This is a genomic window from Pseudomonas lyxosi (assembly GCF_047758685.1).
Lineage (GTDB): Bacteria > Pseudomonadota > Gammaproteobacteria > Pseudomonadales > Pseudomonadaceae > Aquipseudomonas > Aquipseudomonas lyxosi.
Map to the genome: position 1 here is coordinate 1,544,961 of NZ_CP180481.1, position 17,301 is coordinate 1,562,261.

General features: G+C 57.5%; 19 protein-coding genes. 7 read left to right on the forward strand and 12 right to left on the reverse strand.

Going from position 1 to position 17,301, the window contains the following annotated elements:
- Positions 1-102 precede the first annotated feature (102 nt).
- The gene (locus ACMXYI_RS07345; RefSeq protein WP_415772495.1) at positions 103-1,161 is read right to left on the reverse strand and encodes a PA0069 family radical SAM protein; all 1,059 of its coding nucleotides are present in this window, start codon (positions 1,159-1,161) and stop codon (positions 103-105) included.
- Between the two features lie 231 nt (positions 1,162-1,392).
- On the opposite strand from ACMXYI_RS07345, the gene ACMXYI_RS07350 reads away from it, so the two are divergent.
- Entirely contained in the window at positions 1,393-1,698 is a 306-nt protein-coding gene (locus ACMXYI_RS07350) for a hypothetical protein (protein ID WP_415772496.1), read from the forward strand.
- Between the two features lie 103 nt (positions 1,699-1,801).
- Here ACMXYI_RS07350 and ACMXYI_RS07355 read toward each other — a convergent pair whose 3' ends face one another.
- From ACMXYI_RS07355 to ACMXYI_RS07365, 3 genes are read right to left on the reverse strand one after another with little or no spacing between them, the layout of a single operon-like run.
- A complete protein-coding gene (locus ACMXYI_RS07355; protein WP_415772498.1) occupies positions 1,802-3,103 on the reverse strand; it encodes a c-type cytochrome in 1,302 nt (433 codons plus the stop codon).
- Between the two features lie 12 nt (positions 3,104-3,115).
- A complete protein-coding gene (locus tag ACMXYI_RS07360) occupies positions 3,116-4,900 on the reverse strand; it encodes a GMC family oxidoreductase (protein WP_415772500.1) in 1,785 nt (594 codons plus the stop codon).
- 2 nt (positions 4,901-4,902) lie between these two features.
- Complete coding sequence (locus ACMXYI_RS07365; protein ID WP_415772502.1) at positions 4,903-5,643, reverse strand: gluconate 2-dehydrogenase subunit 3 family protein; 741 nt, start codon at positions 5,641-5,643, stop codon at positions 4,903-4,905.
- Positions 5,644-5,941: 298 nt separating this feature from the next.
- Between ACMXYI_RS07365 and ACMXYI_RS07370 the strand changes: the two genes are divergently transcribed.
- Positions 5,942-6,586, forward strand: coding sequence for a phosphatase domain-containing protein (locus ACMXYI_RS07370; RefSeq protein ID WP_415772504.1), 645 nt, complete (start codon positions 5,942-5,944; stop codon positions 6,584-6,586).
- 9 nt (positions 6,587-6,595) lie between these two features.
- Here the strand turns inward: ACMXYI_RS07370 and ACMXYI_RS07375 are convergent, their stop codons facing one another.
- The 3 genes from ACMXYI_RS07375 to prlC all read right to left on the reverse strand — a co-directional run bounded on the left by ACMXYI_RS07375 (position 6,596) and on the right by prlC (position 11,088).
- Entirely contained in the window at positions 6,596-8,638 is a 2,043-nt protein-coding gene (locus ACMXYI_RS07375; RefSeq protein WP_415772506.1) for a M3 family metallopeptidase, read from the reverse strand.
- A 114-nt stretch (positions 8,639-8,752) separates the two neighbouring features.
- Positions 8,753-9,040 (reverse strand): YheV family putative zinc ribbon protein, encoded by a 288-nt coding sequence (locus tag ACMXYI_RS07380; RefSeq protein WP_008152496.1) that lies wholly within the window; start codon positions 9,038-9,040, stop codon positions 8,753-8,755.
- The gene (prlC, locus tag ACMXYI_RS07385) at positions 9,037-11,088 is read right to left on the reverse strand and encodes an oligopeptidase A (protein WP_415772508.1); all 2,052 of its coding nucleotides are present in this window, start codon (positions 11,086-11,088) and stop codon (positions 9,037-9,039) included. Before prlC ends, ACMXYI_RS07380 begins: the two co-directional genes overlap by 4 nt.
- Before the next feature lie 89 nt (positions 11,089-11,177).
- On the opposite strand from prlC, the gene ACMXYI_RS07390 reads away from it, so the two are divergent.
- A complete protein-coding gene (locus ACMXYI_RS07390) occupies positions 11,178-11,723 on the forward strand; it encodes a gamma carbonic anhydrase family protein (protein WP_150657840.1) in 546 nt (181 codons plus the stop codon).
- Between the two features lie 26 nt (positions 11,724-11,749).
- On the forward strand, positions 11,750-12,400 hold the full coding sequence (locus ACMXYI_RS07395; RefSeq protein WP_415772510.1) for an HAD family hydrolase: 651 nt from the start codon (positions 11,750-11,752) through the stop codon (positions 12,398-12,400).
- 105 nt (positions 12,401-12,505) lie between these two features.
- Here ACMXYI_RS07395 and ACMXYI_RS07400 read toward each other — a convergent pair whose 3' ends face one another.
- On the reverse strand, positions 12,506-13,597 hold the full coding sequence (locus ACMXYI_RS07400; RefSeq protein ID WP_415772512.1) for an aminopeptidase: 1,092 nt from the start codon (positions 13,595-13,597) through the stop codon (positions 12,506-12,508).
- Positions 13,598-13,656: 59 nt separating this feature from the next.
- Here ACMXYI_RS07400 and ACMXYI_RS07405 point away from each other — a divergent pair, with 59 nt between their 5' ends.
- Entirely contained in the window at positions 13,657-14,079 is a 423-nt protein-coding gene (locus tag ACMXYI_RS07405) for a hypothetical protein (RefSeq protein WP_415772514.1), read from the forward strand.
- A gap of 40 nt (positions 14,080-14,119) precedes the next feature.
- Positions 14,120-14,542 (forward strand): hypothetical protein, encoded by a 423-nt coding sequence (locus tag ACMXYI_RS07410; RefSeq protein WP_415772516.1) that lies wholly within the window; start codon positions 14,120-14,122, stop codon positions 14,540-14,542.
- 6 nt (positions 14,543-14,548) lie between these two features.
- On the opposite strand, the gene ACMXYI_RS07415 is transcribed toward ACMXYI_RS07410, so the two are convergent.
- Positions 14,549-14,782 (reverse strand): DUF1161 domain-containing protein, encoded by a 234-nt coding sequence (locus tag ACMXYI_RS07415; protein ID WP_258698414.1) that lies wholly within the window; start codon positions 14,780-14,782, stop codon positions 14,549-14,551.
- A 157-nt stretch (positions 14,783-14,939) separates the two neighbouring features.
- Positions 14,940-15,371 (reverse strand): OsmC family protein, encoded by a 432-nt coding sequence (locus tag ACMXYI_RS07420; RefSeq protein WP_415772518.1) that lies wholly within the window; start codon positions 15,369-15,371, stop codon positions 14,940-14,942.
- 241 nt (positions 15,372-15,612) lie between these two features.
- Here ACMXYI_RS07420 and ACMXYI_RS07425 point away from each other — a divergent pair, with 241 nt between their 5' ends.
- Positions 15,613-16,614, forward strand: a complete 1,002-nt coding sequence (locus ACMXYI_RS07425) for an LLM class flavin-dependent oxidoreductase (RefSeq protein WP_076029117.1) — start codon at positions 15,613-15,615, stop codon at positions 16,612-16,614.
- Positions 16,615-16,678: 64 nt separating this feature from the next.
- Here the strand turns inward: ACMXYI_RS07425 and ACMXYI_RS07430 are convergent, their stop codons facing one another.
- Positions 16,679-16,903, reverse strand: a complete 225-nt coding sequence (locus tag ACMXYI_RS07430) for a DUF1161 domain-containing protein (RefSeq protein ID WP_415772520.1) — start codon at positions 16,901-16,903, stop codon at positions 16,679-16,681.
- A gap of 122 nt (positions 16,904-17,025) precedes the next feature.
- Positions 17,026-17,241 (reverse strand): dodecin, encoded by a 216-nt coding sequence (locus tag ACMXYI_RS07435; protein WP_008027736.1) that lies wholly within the window; start codon positions 17,239-17,241, stop codon positions 17,026-17,028.
- Positions 17,242-17,301 lie beyond the last annotated feature (60 nt).

The following is a 17,301-nucleotide window of genomic DNA, read 5'->3' on the forward strand; positions in this document are numbered from 1 at the left end:
ACTGAATGAAACGCTCTAGAACGTGTGTTCCAGGTCACAAAAAACGTGACCGGCGTAGTGGCAAAGTGCATTTCACCCTACTCAACCATAGGTCAATTGTCCTCAAATCAACGACATCTGGCGACCCGGCGGACAGAAGGCTTCGCAGTCCAGATTGAAACCTTCCCGATGATTGAGCCCCAGGCGTTTGATGGTTTTGGCAAATCGTTGCGCCAGCAGATCGGCAAACGGCCCTTCGCCACGCATCCTGGCACCGAAGCGACTGTCGTAGAGCTCGCCACCACGGCTCTGACGAATCAGGCTCAACACATGAGCGGCACGTTGAGGATAGTGGGCCGCCAGCCATTCTTCGAACAGCGGCGCAACTTCCAGCGGCAGGCGCAGCATCATGTAGGCCGCACTTTGCGCCCCCGCGGCATGCGCTTCGGTGAGCAGGCTTTCGAGTTCGCTGTCGTTGATCATCGGAATCATCGGCGAGCACAGAACGCCCACCGGAATGCCCGCTTCACGCATCACGCGGATCGCCCGCAACCGAGCCTTGGGTGCCGCGGCGCGCGGTTCGAGGATGCGTTTGAGCTCGTCGTCCAGGGTGGTGAGGCTGATCATCACCGCCACCAGCCTTTGCTCGGCGAGTTCGACCAGCAGGTCCAGATCCCGAAGAATCAGCGAGCCCTTGGTAATGATGGTCACGGGATGGCGATAGCGCAGCAGCACTTCGAGGGTTTTGCGGGTGATTTTGTGTTCGCGCTCGATCGGCTGATAAGGGTCCGTGTTGGAGCCCAGATTGATCGGCGCACATTGATAGCCGCGCTTGGACAGTTGTTCTTCCAGCACATCGGCGGCGTTGGTCTTGGCGATCAGTTTGGTTTCGAAGTCCAGCCCTGGTGACATGTCCCAATAAGCATGGCTGGGCCGCGCATAGCAATAGATGCAGCCATGCTCGCAGCCGCGATAGGGATTGATCGAACGATCGAAGGGCAAGTCCGGCGAGTTGTTGCGAGTGATGATGGTTTTCGCCGTTTCGATGCGCACCTCGGTGCCTTGGGTGATCGGCGCTTCCTGATACCAGCCGTCATCCTCGGCCACCGAGCGATTCGGCGCGAAGCGGTTGTGCGGGTTGGTGGCGGTACCGCGGCCGCGAGGTGGAAGGGGAGTAGCCATCGATAAGACCCTTTAGCTGTATACTTATACAGTATACGGCCTCGACAAATTCGGCCAGTGCCGTTCGGCGCCTGATCATTCTAAAAAAGCCTGGTTCTTTGTATTTCTACCGATTGGTTAAAACGTTCGTCACTATGAGATACATATAACGCCTGGCATAATTATAAGAGCTATAAGTAATATCCTCCTCACACGAAGTTCTCGTGTTCAACTATTAAAGGGAATTAATTAATGTCGAATTACAATCAGCGCGGTATTTTTTTGCAACTGTTGCCAGCGTCTATCGTTAGTCCAAAAGAAGTTCGGGTTTCCATGCAGTTTGCACTAAAGGAAGAGGGTTACGATCCGGAAAATCGTGCTGTCACTTACTCTCTGCTGGACTCGAGCACCCGCGAGGCCGTATCGAACGACGGCGGCAAAACTTTCACCATGGGGCCCGCCCGCGCTGATGTGGACGGTGATGGTGACATCGACGCACAAGACAAGGCCGTTCTGCTGGCCTTGGCGAGTGCCTATTCGAAGATCGTCAATCCGTAATCGCGATTGAACACATGCAGTAGGTAAATATTGAGTGCGCGGTAGGTTGTAACTGAACCTAAAAAAAACGGTATGGAGTTTCCATGCCGTTTTTTATTTTTATTTAATGAGTCGTCGCTTGGCCAATGTCATCATTTGAAGTCGTTTTCATATCGTCTTCCCTTAACGCCATTACATCACTGGCTTTAACAGTGGCACCTTTATTTCCCCAACTAGTGGCAATGAAACTAACCACATCCGCCACTTCCTGATCCGACAGGCGCCAAGCGAATCCTGGCATGGTAAAGGTCGAAGGCGTCGTATGAGTTGCCGGCAGCGTACCGCCCTTGAGCACGATGTGAATCAGCGACGTAGGATCCTCCGACTGCAACACCGGGTTGCCCGCCAGCGCCGGGAACACTTTGGTGTAGCCATGGCCATCGGTACGGTGACAGGCCGCGCAGTTGTCGATGTACACCGAAGCGCCGGGCTTGCTGTCATCGCCATTCCACAGTGCCTGTGCGATCTGTTTGTCGTACTGGTGCGGCTGGTCGTCGGGATCATTGGCCGGCAAGGACTTGAGGTAACGGGCAATCGCGGTCAGATCGTTGTCCGTCATGTACTGCATGCTGTGCGTCACCACATCACTCATGCCACCAAACACTGCGCTGCGATCACTGCGACCGGTCTTGAGGAACTGCACCAGTTGTTCTTCGCTCCAGCTGCCGAGGCCATCCTTGTGATCGCCGCGCAGACTTTTCGCGATCCAGCCTTCCAATGGCGCACTACCTGACAGAAATGCGCTGCCTTCGCCTGCATTCAGGGCTTTTTCCTGCATGGTCAGGGCACGCGGCGTATGGCATGCGCCGCAATGTCCAAGGCCTTCCACCAGATAAGCGCCACGACTGACAACCGCATCTTCGTCGGGTGCCGCTTTGTAGTCCGCCACGGCCGGGGCAAATATCCAGCGCCAGCCCGCAAGCGGCCAGCGCATGCTCAAAGGCCAAGGGATGTCGCTGGCCTGGTTCTCCTGAGCGACAGGCGCCACGCCGTGCATGAAGTAGGCGTACAAGGCTTTCATGTCGGTTTCGTTGACGCTGGCGTAGGACGGATAGGGCATTGCCGGGTACAAGGTACTACCGTTTTTGACGACGCCATGTCGGACGGCTTTGTCGAAGTCCTCGAAGCCGTAGTCGCCCAGGCCGGTTTTATCCGGCGTGATATTGGTGGAGTAGATCGTCCCGATCGGCGTTTCCATCGGCAAACCACCGGCGAACGGCTTGCCGTCCTTGGCGGTGTGACAGGCCACGCAGTCACCCGCGCGGGCGAGATATTCGCCTTGTTTGATCAGGTCTTGATCAATTTCTGCGGCGTTGATCGAGCCACAGCCGAGCAGCGCCAGGGTCGCGATAACAAGTGCTTTCATGGTCATCGCTCCTTAAGCCTGAACCAGCGGGCCGGGGTTTTTCAAGTACTGCTCGCGGATCGCCCGGGCCGACCAGTAGGTCAACGCTGCCACCAGGCCGGTAGGGTTGTAGCCCAGGCCTTGTGGGAAAGCTGACGCTCCGGGGACGAAAACGTTGTGCACGTCCCAGCTCTGCAAGTAACGGTTCAGGGCGCTGGTTTTCGGATGGGTACCCATGATCGCGCCACCGTTGAGGTGGGTGGTCTGGTAAGACGCGGTGTTGAAGTGATCGCCAACCTTCTTGCCAATCACGGCGATGGCTTTGGGGCTCATCGCTTCGGCGATCTTGCCCATTTTCTCGACCATGAAGCGGTTCATCTTGATGTCGTTTTCCTGCCAGTCGAAGGTCATCCGCAACAGCGGCAAGCCGTAGGCATCGCGGTACACCGGGTCCAGATCGAGGTAGTTGCCGCGGTAGGACTGATGCGCGCCGTGGGCATCCATCGACACTTGATGGGTGTAGTAATCGGCGGTGGCACGTTTCCAGGCACTGCCCCAGGCCGGGGTGCCCGGCGGGTTGGATGTGCCTGCAATCGGTCGGCTGCCGGCCTGGTTGACCCACATCGGCGAACCGCCGACGAAACCATGGGGCCCGTGATCGAAGTTGTCGGCGTTGAAGTCGTCCACCGCCACGCCGTTACCGCCGGCGCCAATAAAGTTATTGGTGTGGGTGTCTTTGTCGAAGTAGGCCTTGATGGTGGCCATGTTCTGGTAGGCAAAGTTCTTGCCGACTACGCCTTCGCCGCTGATCGGGTCGTACGGTTTGCCTATGCCCGAAAGCAACATCAGCCGCACATTGTGGAACTGGAAGGCACCGAGGATCACCAGGTCGGCGGGCTGCTCGATCTCCCGGCCCTGACCGTCGATGTAGGTCACGCCTGTCGCCTTGCTCTTGGTGCTGTCGAGATTGACCCGCAGTACGTGGGAGTTGGGCCGCAGCTCGAAATTGGGCAGCGGTTTGAGCGCCGGCAGAATGTTTACGTTCGGCGATGCCTTGGAATACATGTAGCAGACATAGCCGCTGCAAAAACCGCAGAAGTTGCACGGCCCCATTTGTGCGCCGTAGGGGTTGGTATAAGGGCCGGACGTATTGGCAGAGGGCAGGTTGTAGGGTTTGTAACCCACTGCGGTGGCCGCTTTCTGAAACAGCTGTGCGGAAACCGTGTTCTTCTGCGATTCCAGCGGGAAATGATTCGAACGATCCGGCGCATACGGGTTGCCGCCCTTGCCTTTGCCGACCAACTGACCGTTCACCGTCCAAGCCTGACCCGAAGTGCCGAAGACCTTCTCGGCGTAATCGAAAAACGGTTCCAGCTCTTCATAGCTGACGCCGAAGTCCTGGATGGTCATGTCCTTGGGGATGAAGCTTTTGCCGTAGCGTTCTTCATAGTGGCTGCGCATGCGCAACTCAATCGGGTCGACCCGAAAGTGCACGCCGGACCAATGCAAACCGGCTCCGCCGACACCATTGCCGGGCAGGAAGGCGCCCAATTGGCGGTTCGGCAGCGCGATGTCATTCACGCTATGGCGAATGGTCACGGTCTCCTTGGAAATGTCCTGGAAGAGCTTTTTCCGCACGCTGTAGGTGAGTTCGTCGATCACCTGTGGATAGTTGCCGTCGGGGTAAGTGTCCTGCATCGGCCCCCGCTCCAGCGCCAGCACATTCAGGCCGGCTTCTGTCAGCTCCTTGGCCATGATCGCGCCCGTCCAGCCAAAACCGACGATCACTGCGTCGACCTTCTTCATTACCGTTGCCATGCTTACGCCCTCTCGCCGCGAATCGAAACTGCCGGGAAGGGGTATTGCTCGTTGCGTTCCACCCAATCCATGAAATCGGCGCGGGCGCCGGGGAAGCCGATCATGGTCCAGCCGACCATGCCTTTATTGCCGCCGTGAATCGGGTCGCAGAAGAACCCTTCTTTGGTGTTTTGCAGCAGCAGGTTGAAGAAAATCTTCGCTGGAACACTGTCGAACTGAGGTTTTCCGGCCTCGAGTTGTTTGAGCAAATCGTCTCGGGTAGCGCTGTCTTGCTCAGCAAATACTTTACCGTTGAACGTTTTCGACCAAGCATCCGTCGCGGCGATGCCCAGGCGATAAATCTCTTTGGGCACCAGTTTGCTCTGCCAGCCCATTTCTGGAGCGGCGTCTGCGTTGAACGGTCCCTGCATGAACCACAGCGCGCCGGCCGCGTAAGGCGTGTTCATCTGGCGGTCGATGTATTCGGGCACACCGGCTTCCAGGGCGCCTGGTCCTTGGGCATCGCTTGGAATCAACTGGGCGACAGCCGCCTTGATGAACGTCCATTCTTCGGCGGTGAAGTAGCTTGGTTCATAGGTGCTGGTGCTGACCGGTGCTTTGCCGGAACTGGCCGGGGCTGCCTCGGGCGCGGCCATCAGGACCGTGCTGCCCAGACCGGTGCTGGCAACGGTGACCACCGGGATCAAGGTCAGGGATTTGCGCAAAAATTCACGCCGCGGGTTGTCTCGATCTTGATCGGACATAGGGTGGCACCTCATCTGGCATTAGCGGTTTTTCAGCCGTCTCACAGGACGACTTTTCGTTTTGACACCGATGCAGAACGCCAGCAAACGGGGAGCAATAGGGCGCATCGGTAATATGGGGTAACAAATGGTAGCAGGCTAAGCATCAAGATGAACCGATTCAGCTGAAAAACCTCGGTTTTGCGACGAAAGCGATCGACTGATTCACGATTCTTTGACAGACGGCTCACAGGCCTTTGACTGCTCGGGGGGGAAGCTGGGCGTCATCTTCCCGATTCTCCTGAACGGTCACCCGAGCATGTCTCTATCGCGTTGTATCCCAGCGATCTGCCTGTCGCTGGCCGCACTTTTGAACCTGACGCCGGCCCTTGCCGACGACAGCGCGTTGCCCCGCCCTGCGGAGTGGGCTCAATCGGTTGAGGTGCAATACAACCTCTTCAAAATGTCCCCGACGCTCTATCGCAGTGCATTGCCCGACAGAGGCGCCGTGCCGTTACTGGAAAAGCTCAAGGTCGGGACCGTTATCAATTTCCTGCCCGAGTCGGACTCCAGCTGGTTGTCGACACCAGGGATCGCACAGGTACAGCTGCCCTATCGCACCAACCATGTGGATGATGCGGATGTACTCAAAGCTCTTCGTACGATCCAGACTGCCGAAGCCAATGGACCGGTGCTGATGCACTGCAAGCATGGTTCGGACCGCACGGGCCTGATGGCGGCCATGTACCGGGTCGTGGTGCAGGGCTGGAGCAAGGAAGACGCCCTGAACGAAATGACCCAGGGCGGCTTTGGTGACAGCACTCATTTCAAGGACGGCGTCCGCTACATGATGCAGGTCGATGTCGACAAGCTCCGCACCGCGTTGGCCAACGGCGATTGCAGCACGAGTCCGTTCGCCAGTTGTTCGATGAAGAGCTGGTTCAAATCGGCCCACGTCGAGTAAACCGTTGCGTCAGCCGGCAACGGCCTCTGACGAAAGCGCGAAAAGGTCTTCGGCGATCGGCCGTTCAAGAAACGCTTCCAGGGCGGTCAGCAAGGAGCGCGAATCGCCCGGAGAAAAAAACGCCTCGCGAAAGGCTCGCCCTGTTTGCGCATTGAATACCCAATCCTGACGGAATCGCTTGAAGGCTTCGATGGCCAGTACGCCTGACCACGTGTAGGCGTACACGGAGGCTGCGTAACCGGTCACCATGTAGTCAAAGCTGTTCGCGAATCGGCAGTAGGACGGCAGTTGCAAGTGGGGAATCTCCCGCTGTACGTCTTCAAATACCTGCTGAACGCTACGACCATCGCCTTGGCTGTGGTGCACTTCGAAATCGAACATTGCACCCGTCAGCAAGAGTGCGGCTTGTCGGCTGGTCTGGGTTTCGAGGGCTGCCAGTGCCGCGTCTACCCGCGCCTCGGTCAAGCGTTCACCGCTTTGGTGGTGGGCACCCAGCCATAATAGAAACTCCCGTGACAGGCACCACTGCTCGAATACCTGCCCTGCGAATTCCGCACTATCGCGCCCCAGTTGGGAAATGCCGGAAAGGTTGTGATGCGGTGAATTCGTCAGTACGTGTTGCAGACAATGACCGAATTCATGAAAAAGCACCCGCAGATCCTCGTGCTCAAGCAGGCACGGATGGCCGTCGAGCCCGGGCGTGAAGTTGCAGTGAAGATTGGCAATCGGTAGCGCTACACGGCCTTCGGCGTTTATTCGTCGGTTTCGTAGCGTGCCGGTCCAGGCGTAATCCGGAGCTTCTTTGCGGTGGTACGGGTCAAGATAAATATGCCCGATGGTCTGACCATGCTCGCTGATCTCAAACAGGCGCACGTCGTTATGCCAGCGACTGAATTCTGCCTGCTCTAGGATCCGGATCCCGAACAGGCGTTCGCAGAACAGGCAGAGTCGTCGCAAGGTGCCGCCCAGGGGAAAATAGTCGCGCAGATTCTGCAGGGCTTCAGGGAAACGATGGTGGCGCAGTTGTTCAGCGAGAAATTCGTGGTCCCAGGCGCGTACTTCAGAGATGCCCCGTTCGAGCGCAAACGCTTGTAGCTCCTTTGAATCCCGTGCAAGGAGCGGTGTGTTCAATGTCACTTGCCGACGCAGGAAACTACGAACTTGATCGGTGGACTCGGCCGCTGCGGTGGCCAGACGCAGTTGCGCGAAATTATCGAAACCTAGCAGTTCGGCTTTCTGGTTGCGCAGCGAAAGCAGCAACGTCAGTACAGGATCATTATCGAACTCGTCGGCATGCGGGCCTTGATCGGAAGCGCGCGTGGAGTACGCCACGAAATACTCCTCCCGCAATGCCCGATTTTCGGCATACCTCATGATTTGCTGGTAGGTATTGTGATCCAGGGGAATCAGCCAGCCTTCATGTCCTGCCTCTTTAGCCAGGCGCATCAGACGATCTTTTACGGTGGGGTATAAACCTTCCACTACCGCAACGTTATCGACGTGCTTGGTCCATGCAGCGTTGGCGCTTTTCAGATGGATGAGAAACAGCTCTTCGAGCTGATCGATGTCAAGGTTCAATCGGGCCAGCTGTTCCCGTTGCGTCAGGGGCAAGTTGATTCCCGACAATTGAAACTTGCGCAGAATCTTGGCCAGCGCGGCCTTGCGCGGTTCATCGAAGTTGAGGGCGATCGAACTGTTAGCCAACCGCTGGTATGCATCAAACAACGGCCGATTGCTCATTTTTTCGGATAGGTACTGCGCCCCGGCGTCGCTGCATACAGCAGCTGCCGTGTTCCAGGCGGTATCGTTGTGTTTCGCCATCGACAGGATCTGGATGATGCCCAAAGCTTCGCCCAGGCGCGCATCGATTTCATCGATGGCCAGAACCAGGTCATCCCAATTGGGAAATACGGATTGGCTGATGATGGTTTCGGCAATGATCTGCCGGTTGTCGGTAATGATGGCTGTGATTGCCGGCACGAGGTGGTCGGTGCGGACCTCCGACCAGGGCGGCAGATCCCAGGCCTGCAAAAGCGGATTGGTATCGGGCATGGCGTCTTCCTTGAGTAGAGGCTGAATTCGGTCAGCCTATAAAGGAAGCGCAGGGGAAAGGTGGTAGATAGTTACCACCTTCCACTCCATACAGGAGTGGAAGGTGGTGTTGACTCAGTGTTGCTCGTCAGGCTTTTTCTTCAGCTTAGGGTTCGGGAAAAACTGCACGGCCTGAACCTTGGCGTCCGGCACCTTCAGCGCCGAGGTGTTGACCCGCGTTCCCAATTCCTTGGGTACCGACAGGCCTTGTTCATTCAGCGTATCGGAATAGCCACAGGCCACGCACTCACGATGTGGGACTTCGTCTTCGTTCCACATCATCAACTTGTCCGGTTCGCTGCAGGCCGGGCAGACTGCCCCGGCGATAAAGCGCTTTTTCGTGATCACAGGACCCTCGCTCATGCTGCCGCGACCTCACTCAGGCCGCTGTGGCGCAAGAGTGCGTCAATCGACGGCGGACGTCCGCGGAAGTCGACGAACAGCACCATCGGCTCCTGGGAGCCGCCGCGCGCCAGGATCGCTTCGCGGAAGGCACGACCGGTCTCGGCGTTGAGTACGCCTTCTTCTTCGAATTTCGAGAAGGCATCTGCCGACAGCACTTCAGCCCATTTGTAGCTGTAGTAGCCCGCCGCATAACCGCCGGCGAAGATGTGCGCAAAGCTGTTCGGGAAACGGTTATAGGCGGGTGGACGCATCACCGAGACCTCGTCGCGCACACCTTCAAGTACCTGCGCCACGCTACGGTCGTCACCGTGGGTGGCGTGCAGGTCGAAGTCGAATAGCGAGAACTCCAGCTGACGGACCATCATCAGACCGGACTGGAAGTTCTTCGCGGCGAGCATTTTCTCCAGCAGGTCCTGAGGCAGCGGTTCGCCGGTTTCGTAGTGACCGGAGATCAGCGCCAGACCTTCCTGCTCCCAGCACCAGTTCTCCATGAACTGGCTTGGCAGCTCGACCGCATCCCAGGCCACGCCGTTGATGCCGGATACGCCGGCGTGTTCAACGCGGGTCAACAGGTGATGCAGGCCGTGACCGAATTCGTGGAACAGGGTGGTCACTTCATCGTGGGTCAGCAGGGCTGGCTTGCCACTGTCGGCCGGGGTGAAGTTGCACACCAGGTTCGCCACCGGGCTCTGCAATACGCCGCTGATCGTGCGGCGACGGTCGCGGGCGCCGTCCATCCAGGCACCGCCACGCTTGTTGGCGCGGGCGTAGAGGTCGAAGAAGAAACGACCGACGTGCTGGCCGTTTTCCTTGATTTCGAACAGGCGAACATCCGGGTGCCAGGTGTCGAAGCCTTTCAGTTCGGCGATTTCGATGCCGTACAGACGCTGAACGATAGCGAACAGACCGCCCAGCACTTTGTCGATCGGGAAGTAAGCGCGAAGGGCTTCCTGGGCGACGCTGTAGCGCTGCTCGCGAAGCTTTTCACCGTAGAAACCGCTGTCCCAGCTTTGCAAGTCCGGGCAGCCTTGTTCGGCGGCGTAAGCCTTGAGCTGTTCCCGATCCTGGGCGGCGAACGGCTTGCTGCGCTTGGCCAGATCGCGCAGGAAACTCAGTACCTGATCGCTGGATTCGGCCATTTTGGTGGCCAGGCTCAGCTCCGAGAAGCTGGCGAAGCCCAAGAGTTTTGCAAGCTCCTGACGCAGGTCGAGGATTTCTTCCATGACCGGGCCGTTATCGTTCTGACCGGCATTCGGGCCTTGGTCCGACGCACGGGTGCAGTAGGCGGCGTAGACTTCTTCGCGCAGGGCGCGGTCCTGGGCGTAGGTCATCACCGCGTAGTAGCTCGGGAATTCCAGGGTGATCAGGAAGCCTTCCAGGCCTTTGGCCTGTGCAGCCGCGGCCATTTGCGCCTTGGCCGAATCGGTCAGGCCGGCGAGGGAGGCTTCATCGGTGACGTGTTTGGTCCAGGCTTGAGTGGCATCGAGCAGTTGGTTGGAGAAGCGGCTGCCCAACTCCGACAATTTGCTCTGCACTTCGGCGTAACGCTTCTGTTCGGCTTCCGGCAGGTCGATACCCGACAGACGGAAGTCACGCAGGGAGTGTTCCAGGATAGTTTTCTGCGCCACCTCGAAACCGGCAGCTTCGGGGCTGTTAGCCAGCGCTTCGAATGCTTCGAACAACTCGCGGTTCTGCCCCAGCTCGGTGGAGTAGGCGCTCAAGGCTGGCAGGCAGGACTCGTAGGCTTCGCGCAGTTCGGCGCTGTTGCACACGGCATTCAGGTGGCTGACCGGGCTCCAGGCGGCGCCCAGTCGATCATTCAGTTCGTCCATCGCCAGCACCAGGCCGGCCCAGGTCGGTTGTTTGCCCTGGGTTTTGAGGATCTCGATAATGGCGGCGCGGTTGTCAGCCAGGATCTGTTCAATAGCCCGTTGCACGTGTTCGGCACGGATCGCCGAGAACGGCGGCAGGTCGTAGGACTGCAAAAGAGGGTTGTTCACGCTCACGGTTGGCACCTTGGCTGGAAGAAACATTGCGCCATCTTAATTACAATCGACGCTCACCGCAGCTATCAGCAAAAGAGAGAGAGCCTATCGTGACCCTTCGCAAGTATCAGAACCACACGCCGCTACTGGGCAAAGGCGCTTTTGTCGACGGCTCGGCGGTGGTGATCGGCGACGTTGAAATCGGCGAAGACAGCTCGGTCTGGCCGCTGACGGTGATTCGTGGCGACATGCACCGCATCCGTATCGGCGCGCGCACCAGCGTGCAGGACGGCTGTGTGCTGCACATCACCCATGCCGGGCCGTTCAATCCCGATGGCTTTCCGTTGCTGATTGGCGACGATGTGACCATCGCGCATAAAGTCATGCTCCACGGCTGCACCGTGGGTAGTCGGATTCTGATCGGCATGGGCAGCATCGTCATGGACGGTGCGGTGGTCGAGGACGACGTGATTATCGGTGCTGGCAGCCTGGTGCCGCCGGGCAAGCGCCTGGAAAGCGGCTTCCTGTATGTGGGTAGCCCGGTGAAACAGGTCCGGCCGCTGACCGACAAGGAAAAAGCCTTTTTCACCTACAGCGCGGCGAACTACGTGAAGCTCAAGAATTTGCATCTGGCCGAAGGCTACGACCAGCTCTGACCCTGCGCCCTTATTCAGGATTCAAAATGCATTACCAAACCGTATTGTTCGACCTCGATGGCACCCTGACCGATCCACGTGAGGGCATCACCCGTTCGATCCAGTTCGCCTTGAGCAAACTGGGTATCGATGAACCTGACCTGACCAAACTCGAACACTTCATCGGCCCGCCTTTGTTGCAGGCGTTCATGCAGTTCTACGATTTCGACGAGCCCAAGGCCTGGGAAGCGGTGAACTTCTATCGCGAACGCTTCAAGGTCACCGGCCTGTATGAGAACCGCGTATTCGACGGCGTTACACCTTTGTTGGAAACCCTCGGCGGGCAAGGGCGACAGCTGTACATCGCGACGTCCAAACCGTGGATTTTTGCCCGGGAAATTGCCCGGCACTTCGACTTCGCCAAGCACTTCAAAGTGATCTATGGCAGCGAACTGGATGGAACACGGACCAACAAAGTCGAGCTGATCGCCCACTTGATGGCCGAAGAAGGCCTGGACCCGGCCAGCACCTTGATGATCGGCGATCGTAAACACGATCTGATCGGTGCGCGCAGCAATGGGCTGGATGCGGCGGCTGTTGGTTACGGTTTTGGCAGCCGGGAAGAGTTGAGCGCTGAAGCCCCGACCTGGCACTTCGAGACGCTGGAAGAGATGCATCAGGCGTTTTTACAGCGTTAATTGAACCGCCATCGCGAGCAAGCTCGCTCCCACATTGGATTTGTAAACACTGTTCCACTATGGGAGCTAGCTTGCTCCGGGCGGCGTTCCGACGATGAGGCCCGATCAGCCACCGCGACTTTTCAATTGAGCCAAAGCATTCAACGCCGCCTTGCGCTCACCCACCGGCAACGCGCCAAGCCTCTCGACTGCCGCATAAAACTTCACCCAATCCCCACCCACCTGTCTGAACAACGCCGCAAACGCCGGCACCCATTGGTCGTACAGCCCAAATGGCAACAGCCGGGCATTGTTCATCGGCGCATTGATCCATGCGTCATAGCGTTTGTCCCCGGCCCATTGGCTGTCGCGCAGCTGCCGGTATTCACTCCGCAATCGTTCGAACTCGTCGGCTTTGCGTTGGCGCGTCTGGTCGGCGGGCAGGGGCAGGGTGTACAGCCGTTCAAGTCGCGTGCGGGTATCCAGAACCAATTGAATGAACTGATCCCGTTGCTGCACCTGCGCGCCGCTGTCTGGCGCCAGGCCGCGGAATGCACGCCATTGGCGGGTGCCTTCCTGTTCGACGAAGGTGGCGAAAGACTCATTGAACTCGGTGTCGTCCTTCACATAAAAGCGTTGATGCGCCAGTTCATGGAAGATCAGCGTGGCCAATCGTTCGTCACCCCAGGACATCATCGAACTGATAATCGGATCGTTGAACCAGCCGAGCGTCGAATAAGCCTCGACGCCACCGATCGACACGTCCATACCTTGCAATCGTTGCAACGCAGCTTCACCGCGGGCCGCGCTCTGACTGTAATAACCGCGATAGGCGACGCAGCCGGCGATCGGGAAGCAATGGTTCTGTGGTGTCAGGGAAAATTCCGGCGTGGCAAACACGTTCCAGACTACGAACGGCCGGCCAATGTCGGCGTACAAACGGTAACTCTGGTTATCCGGCAGCTGCAGCTGTTGGCTGGCGAACGTGCGGGCCTTTTGCGATTGAGTCAGGTGCGCACGCAATAGCGGATCGCGACCGGGATCGGCAATCACTGTGGAAACAGGCTCCCGCACCCGCAGCAATTGCAGCTGACCACTGGCCAATTGGCCGTAATAGCTGACGCCGGCGCAACCATTGAGAAACAAAAACAACACGCCCGGAAACAAAATGCGTAAAACGCGATCAAGTAACCCAAGGCTTGGAAGCGGCCTGATCAAAATGAATCATCCTTGGAGAGTCTGCCCGCAAGACTATCCCGCCTGACTGGAGCTCCGCTATGCGCACGTTGATGCTGACAGGAAGCCTGCTGATGCTGGCAGGTTGTGCTGGATTCGGATTACCCCGCCATGATCCGGCTCAAGCGTGGATCGACCTGGAGTCGAAGCAGGAAGACACCGCGCTGCAAGCGCTGGAAGTCGATGACAAGGCCGCCACCGACAAGCGCTATTTCGAGGTTCAGCCGGGTAGCCATGAGCTCACCGTTCGTTACCAATTCCCGGTCGCGCCAAGCAACATCGGACCCGACGCCGAACCACTGTGGCGTGACTGTCAGCTAAACGTGAAATTCAAGGACTTCAACGCTGGCGAGCGGTATCAGCTGAAAGCAGGAAATATCGGCTTTCGGCCGTGGGCAAAGCTCTATGACCAGCAGCGAAAAGTGATTGGCCAGGGTGTACCGGCAGGCTGCCAACGCACCTGATCGGCGTTATTCTAAAGGACTAGTCCTTGAGAAAATCATCATGCGCAGGTTAACGCTGTTACTTGCTGCAAGCATCGTTGCTGGCTGTCAGAGCCCGTTACCAGCGGTTAATCCGCAGATGGCCTGGGTCGAGTTTTCTACGCCATTCCCCAACGATAAATTGCTGATGGCCGAACGACTGGACAATCAGCGATTGCGCGACGGGCGTTTTTTCCAGGTCACCCCCGGTAGCCATGAGCTGATCGTTCGATTCGACTTTGAAGTGCCCGGTGGTGGGGGCCTGGGCATGATAAACGGCCCCTCGGAACGCTTGTGCTACCTGACCATCAACTACGATCATTTCGAAGCCGGCCAACGTTATGTGCTGGTAGGCCAGTCGATAGCGTTTACTCCCGGTGCCCGGTTGTACAACGCCAAGCGTGAAATCGTCGCGGAAGATCGAGAGTCCTATTGCCTCATGTGAGGTGAATCAGCGGTCGTTCTTCTGGTAGATGATTTTTTTCGTGCCGCCTTCGCACGAGCCAACGACCATATTCTGATCGTGTACTTCGTCGTTGGTGACGATTTCCAGCGTGTAGGACGAGACGTTATTGGCCTGGATCTTGGCTTCAATCTCGGCCTTGAGTTCTTCACAGGATTTCGGTGCCGCCAGGGCCGATGTGGCCAGCGCGCAACAGATAACCGCCAAGGCAAAACGTTTCATGGTTGAAGCTCCTTTGAGGCAGCGCGCACGATGATGCGTTTTAGCTGCTGTCATTTATTCGACCACAATCTCGCCAGCCAGGTTTTGTTTCTGGGCAAAAAAAGAACGCAGCCCGCCGAGGCTGCGATCTTTTATCGGGGGAGCGCGACAACCCCTATCAGCTGACCAATGTTGCATCCAGGCTGATTTTCGCATTCAGCACTTTGGAAACCGGGCAGCCTTCTTTGGCTTTATTGCTCAATTCCTCAAATTGAGCCTGAGTCGCCCCAGGAATTTTCGCTTTGAGGATCAATTTCACTGCCGTGATCGCGAATCCGCCGTCCACCTGGTCCAGGGTGACTTCGGCATTGGTATCGATGCTGTCAGCCTTGAGACCGGCATCGCCGAGAATCATCGAAAACGCCATGGAGAAGCAGCCCGCGTGCGCTGCACCGATCAACTCTTCCGGATTGGTGCCCTTGCCGCCTTCGAAACGTGCCTTGAAGCCGTAGGGCGCTTCTTTGAGGACACCGGTTTCCGTGGAAATCGAGCCGATGCCGGTTTTCAGATCACCTTCCCAATGAGCCGATGCTTTCTTTGTGATAGCCATGAATGCCTCCTCAAGATCCGGCGCGAAGCGTCGCGCCTTTGTGGTTTTCGGTTGTTAGGGTTCTGAGGATAGACCGTGGTGCAAAGTTCACCTCATGTGATCGGTCCTCTTATTTCGTAGGAATTTTGGCTCTGCTATTGAAACTCGGGTATATGCCCTCATTGCATAAAACACGCTTATAGATTCGGCAGGTTTTCGTTTGTAAGAAAAAACCTGCGCCCTCAATTGGAGAAGCAGGCTTATGAAACGACTGTCCGATATCAAGTTCTCGACCCTCGATCTGGTGCCCGTGCGGGAGAACGGCAGCGCGGCCCAGTCGCTGCGCAATTCCCTGGACCTGGCTCAGCACGTCGAAAAATTTGGCTACAACCGCTTCTGGGTTGCCGAACACCACAACATGGACGGCATTGCCAGTTCGGCGACTTCGGTACTGCTTGGCTACCTGGCTGGCGGCACCTCGACCATTCGTGTCGGCTCGGGCGGTGTGATGCTGCCCAACCACGCGCCGCTGGTGATCGCCGAGCAGTTCGGCACGCTCGAAAGTCTATACCCGGGCCGGATCGACCTGGGCCTGGGTCGTGCCCCCGGTTCCGATCAGATGACCGCTCGCGCCTTGCGTCGTGAACGCTCCGGCAGCGCCGACGAGTTCCCGGAAGACGTGGCGGAGTTGATGCGCTACCTCGGCCCGCGCACCCCGGACCAGCGGATCATCGCAATGCCGGGCACCGGCACCAATGTCCCGGTCTGGCTGCTGGGCTCCAGCTTGTTCAGTGCACAACTGGCCGGTGAACGCGGTTTGCCCTACGCCTTCGCTTCACATTTCGCACCGCGCTTCATGCATGAGGCCATTCGCGTCTATCGCAATCACTTCAAGCCTTCAGCGGTATTGGATAAACCCTACGTGATGCTCGGTGTGCCGTTGGTGGCTGCAGACACCGACGAGCAGGCCGATTATCTGGCGACCTCGGTCTATCAGCGCATCCTGGCGTTGATGCGTGGTCAGAGCCTGGTACAACGTCCTCCGGTAAAAACCATGGACGGCCTGTGGCTGCCTCATGAAAAAGAAGCCGTCGGCGATTTCCTTGGCCTGGCCATGGTGGGCAGTCCGCAGAAAATTCGCGCAAAACTGGAAGTGCTGATCGAGCAGACCCAGGCGGACGAGCTGATTTTTACCTGCGACCTGTACGAACATGCCGATCGCGTGCACTCCTATGAGCTGCTGGCCCAGGTCATGAAGGGCTGACGCTCAAATAGCGGGCACAAAAAAGCCGACGTCATTGCGTCGGCTTTTTCCTTTTCGAGGGAGGTCAGCCCTGCTTGTAGACGATTTGCTTGGAGCCTTTTTCACAGGTGCCGACGATTTTCCCGCCAGTAGCAGCGCCTTTATCGACGATTTCCAGTGAATAATTAGAAATGCCCTTGGCATCAAGTTTCGCTGTGATTTCGGCTTTCAGCTCTTCGCACGACTTGCCCTGAGCCAGGGCTGTTCCCGCGAGACTCAACAAGCCTACCGCCAAAATAAAATTCTTCATCGGTCGCATTCCCTGGTCGGATCAATAGGGGCACCCAGCAATCAGCCGGATTTACATATGTAGCGCTTTGCCATTCCCTATGGCGCTCGGCCAGCGCGCAGGCTCAGAAGATTAGCTCAAACTCAGCTACTGGCAATCCGGAACCCGACTTTGAGCGTCACCTGAAAGTGCGCTGCCTTACCGTCCTTGATGTGCCCGCGGGTTTCGGTCACTTCAAACCATTCCATATATTTGAGGCTTTTGCTGGCCTCGGCCAGTGCGTTGTTGATGGCGTCTTCAATGCTGCTGGTGGACGAGCCGACGAGTTCGACTTTCTTGTAGGTGTGATGGTCAGTCATGGCGTTCTCCTCAGGGTGTGAAATACAGCCTAGCAGTGATTTTTCGTATTACTTCTGTCG

What these genes read in the sequence shown, in the direction of transcription:
- ACMXYI_RS07355 (WP_415772498.1), bottom strand. Translation starts at nt 3,103, where the DNA reads ATGAAAGCACTTGTTATCGCGACCCTGGCGCTGCTCGGCTGTGGCTCG.
- ACMXYI_RS07425 (WP_076029117.1), top strand. Translation starts at nt 15,613, where the DNA reads ATGAAACGACTGTCCGATATCAAGTTCTCGACCCTCGATCTGGTGCCC.
- ACMXYI_RS07350 (WP_415772496.1), top strand. Translation starts at nt 1,393, where the DNA reads ATGTCGAATTACAATCAGCGCGGTATTTTTTTGCAACTGTTGCCAGCG.
- ACMXYI_RS07375 (WP_415772506.1), bottom strand. Translation starts at nt 8,638, where the DNA reads ATGCCCGATACCAATCCGCTTTTGCAGGCCTGGGATCTGCCGCCCTGG.
- ACMXYI_RS07365 (WP_415772502.1), bottom strand. Translation starts at nt 5,643, where the DNA reads ATGTCCGATCAAGATCGAGACAACCCGCGGCGTGAATTTTTGCGCAAA.
- ACMXYI_RS07435 (WP_008027736.1), bottom strand. Translation starts at nt 17,241, where the DNA reads ATGACTGACCATCACACCTACAAGAAAGTCGAACTCGTCGGCTCGTCC.
- ACMXYI_RS07370 (WP_415772504.1), top strand. Translation starts at nt 5,942, where the DNA reads ATGTCTCTATCGCGTTGTATCCCAGCGATCTGCCTGTCGCTGGCCGCA.
- ACMXYI_RS07405 (WP_415772514.1), top strand. Translation starts at nt 13,657, where the DNA reads ATGCGCACGTTGATGCTGACAGGAAGCCTGCTGATGCTGGCAGGTTGT.
- ACMXYI_RS07415 (WP_258698414.1), bottom strand. Translation starts at nt 14,782, where the DNA reads ATGAAACGTTTTGCCTTGGCGGTTATCTGTTGCGCGCTGGCCACATCG.
- ACMXYI_RS07345 (WP_415772495.1), bottom strand. Translation starts at nt 1,161, where the DNA reads ATGGCTACTCCCCTTCCACCTCGCGGCCGCGGTACCGCCACCAACCCG.
- ACMXYI_RS07430 (WP_415772520.1), bottom strand. Translation starts at nt 16,903, where the DNA reads ATGAAGAATTTTATTTTGGCGGTAGGCTTGTTGAGTCTCGCGGGAACA.
- ACMXYI_RS07380 (WP_008152496.1), bottom strand. Translation starts at nt 9,040, where the DNA reads ATGAGCGAGGGTCCTGTGATCACGAAAAAGCGCTTTATCGCCGGGGCA.
- ACMXYI_RS07410 (WP_415772516.1), top strand. Translation starts at nt 14,120, where the DNA reads ATGCGCAGGTTAACGCTGTTACTTGCTGCAAGCATCGTTGCTGGCTGT.
- ACMXYI_RS07395 (WP_415772510.1), top strand. Translation starts at nt 11,750, where the DNA reads ATGCATTACCAAACCGTATTGTTCGACCTCGATGGCACCCTGACCGAT.
- ACMXYI_RS07420 (WP_415772518.1), bottom strand. Translation starts at nt 15,371, where the DNA reads ATGGCTATCACAAAGAAAGCATCGGCTCATTGGGAAGGTGATCTGAAA.
- ACMXYI_RS07360 (WP_415772500.1), bottom strand. Translation starts at nt 4,900, where the DNA reads ATGGCAACGGTAATGAAGAAGGTCGACGCAGTGATCGTCGGTTTTGGC.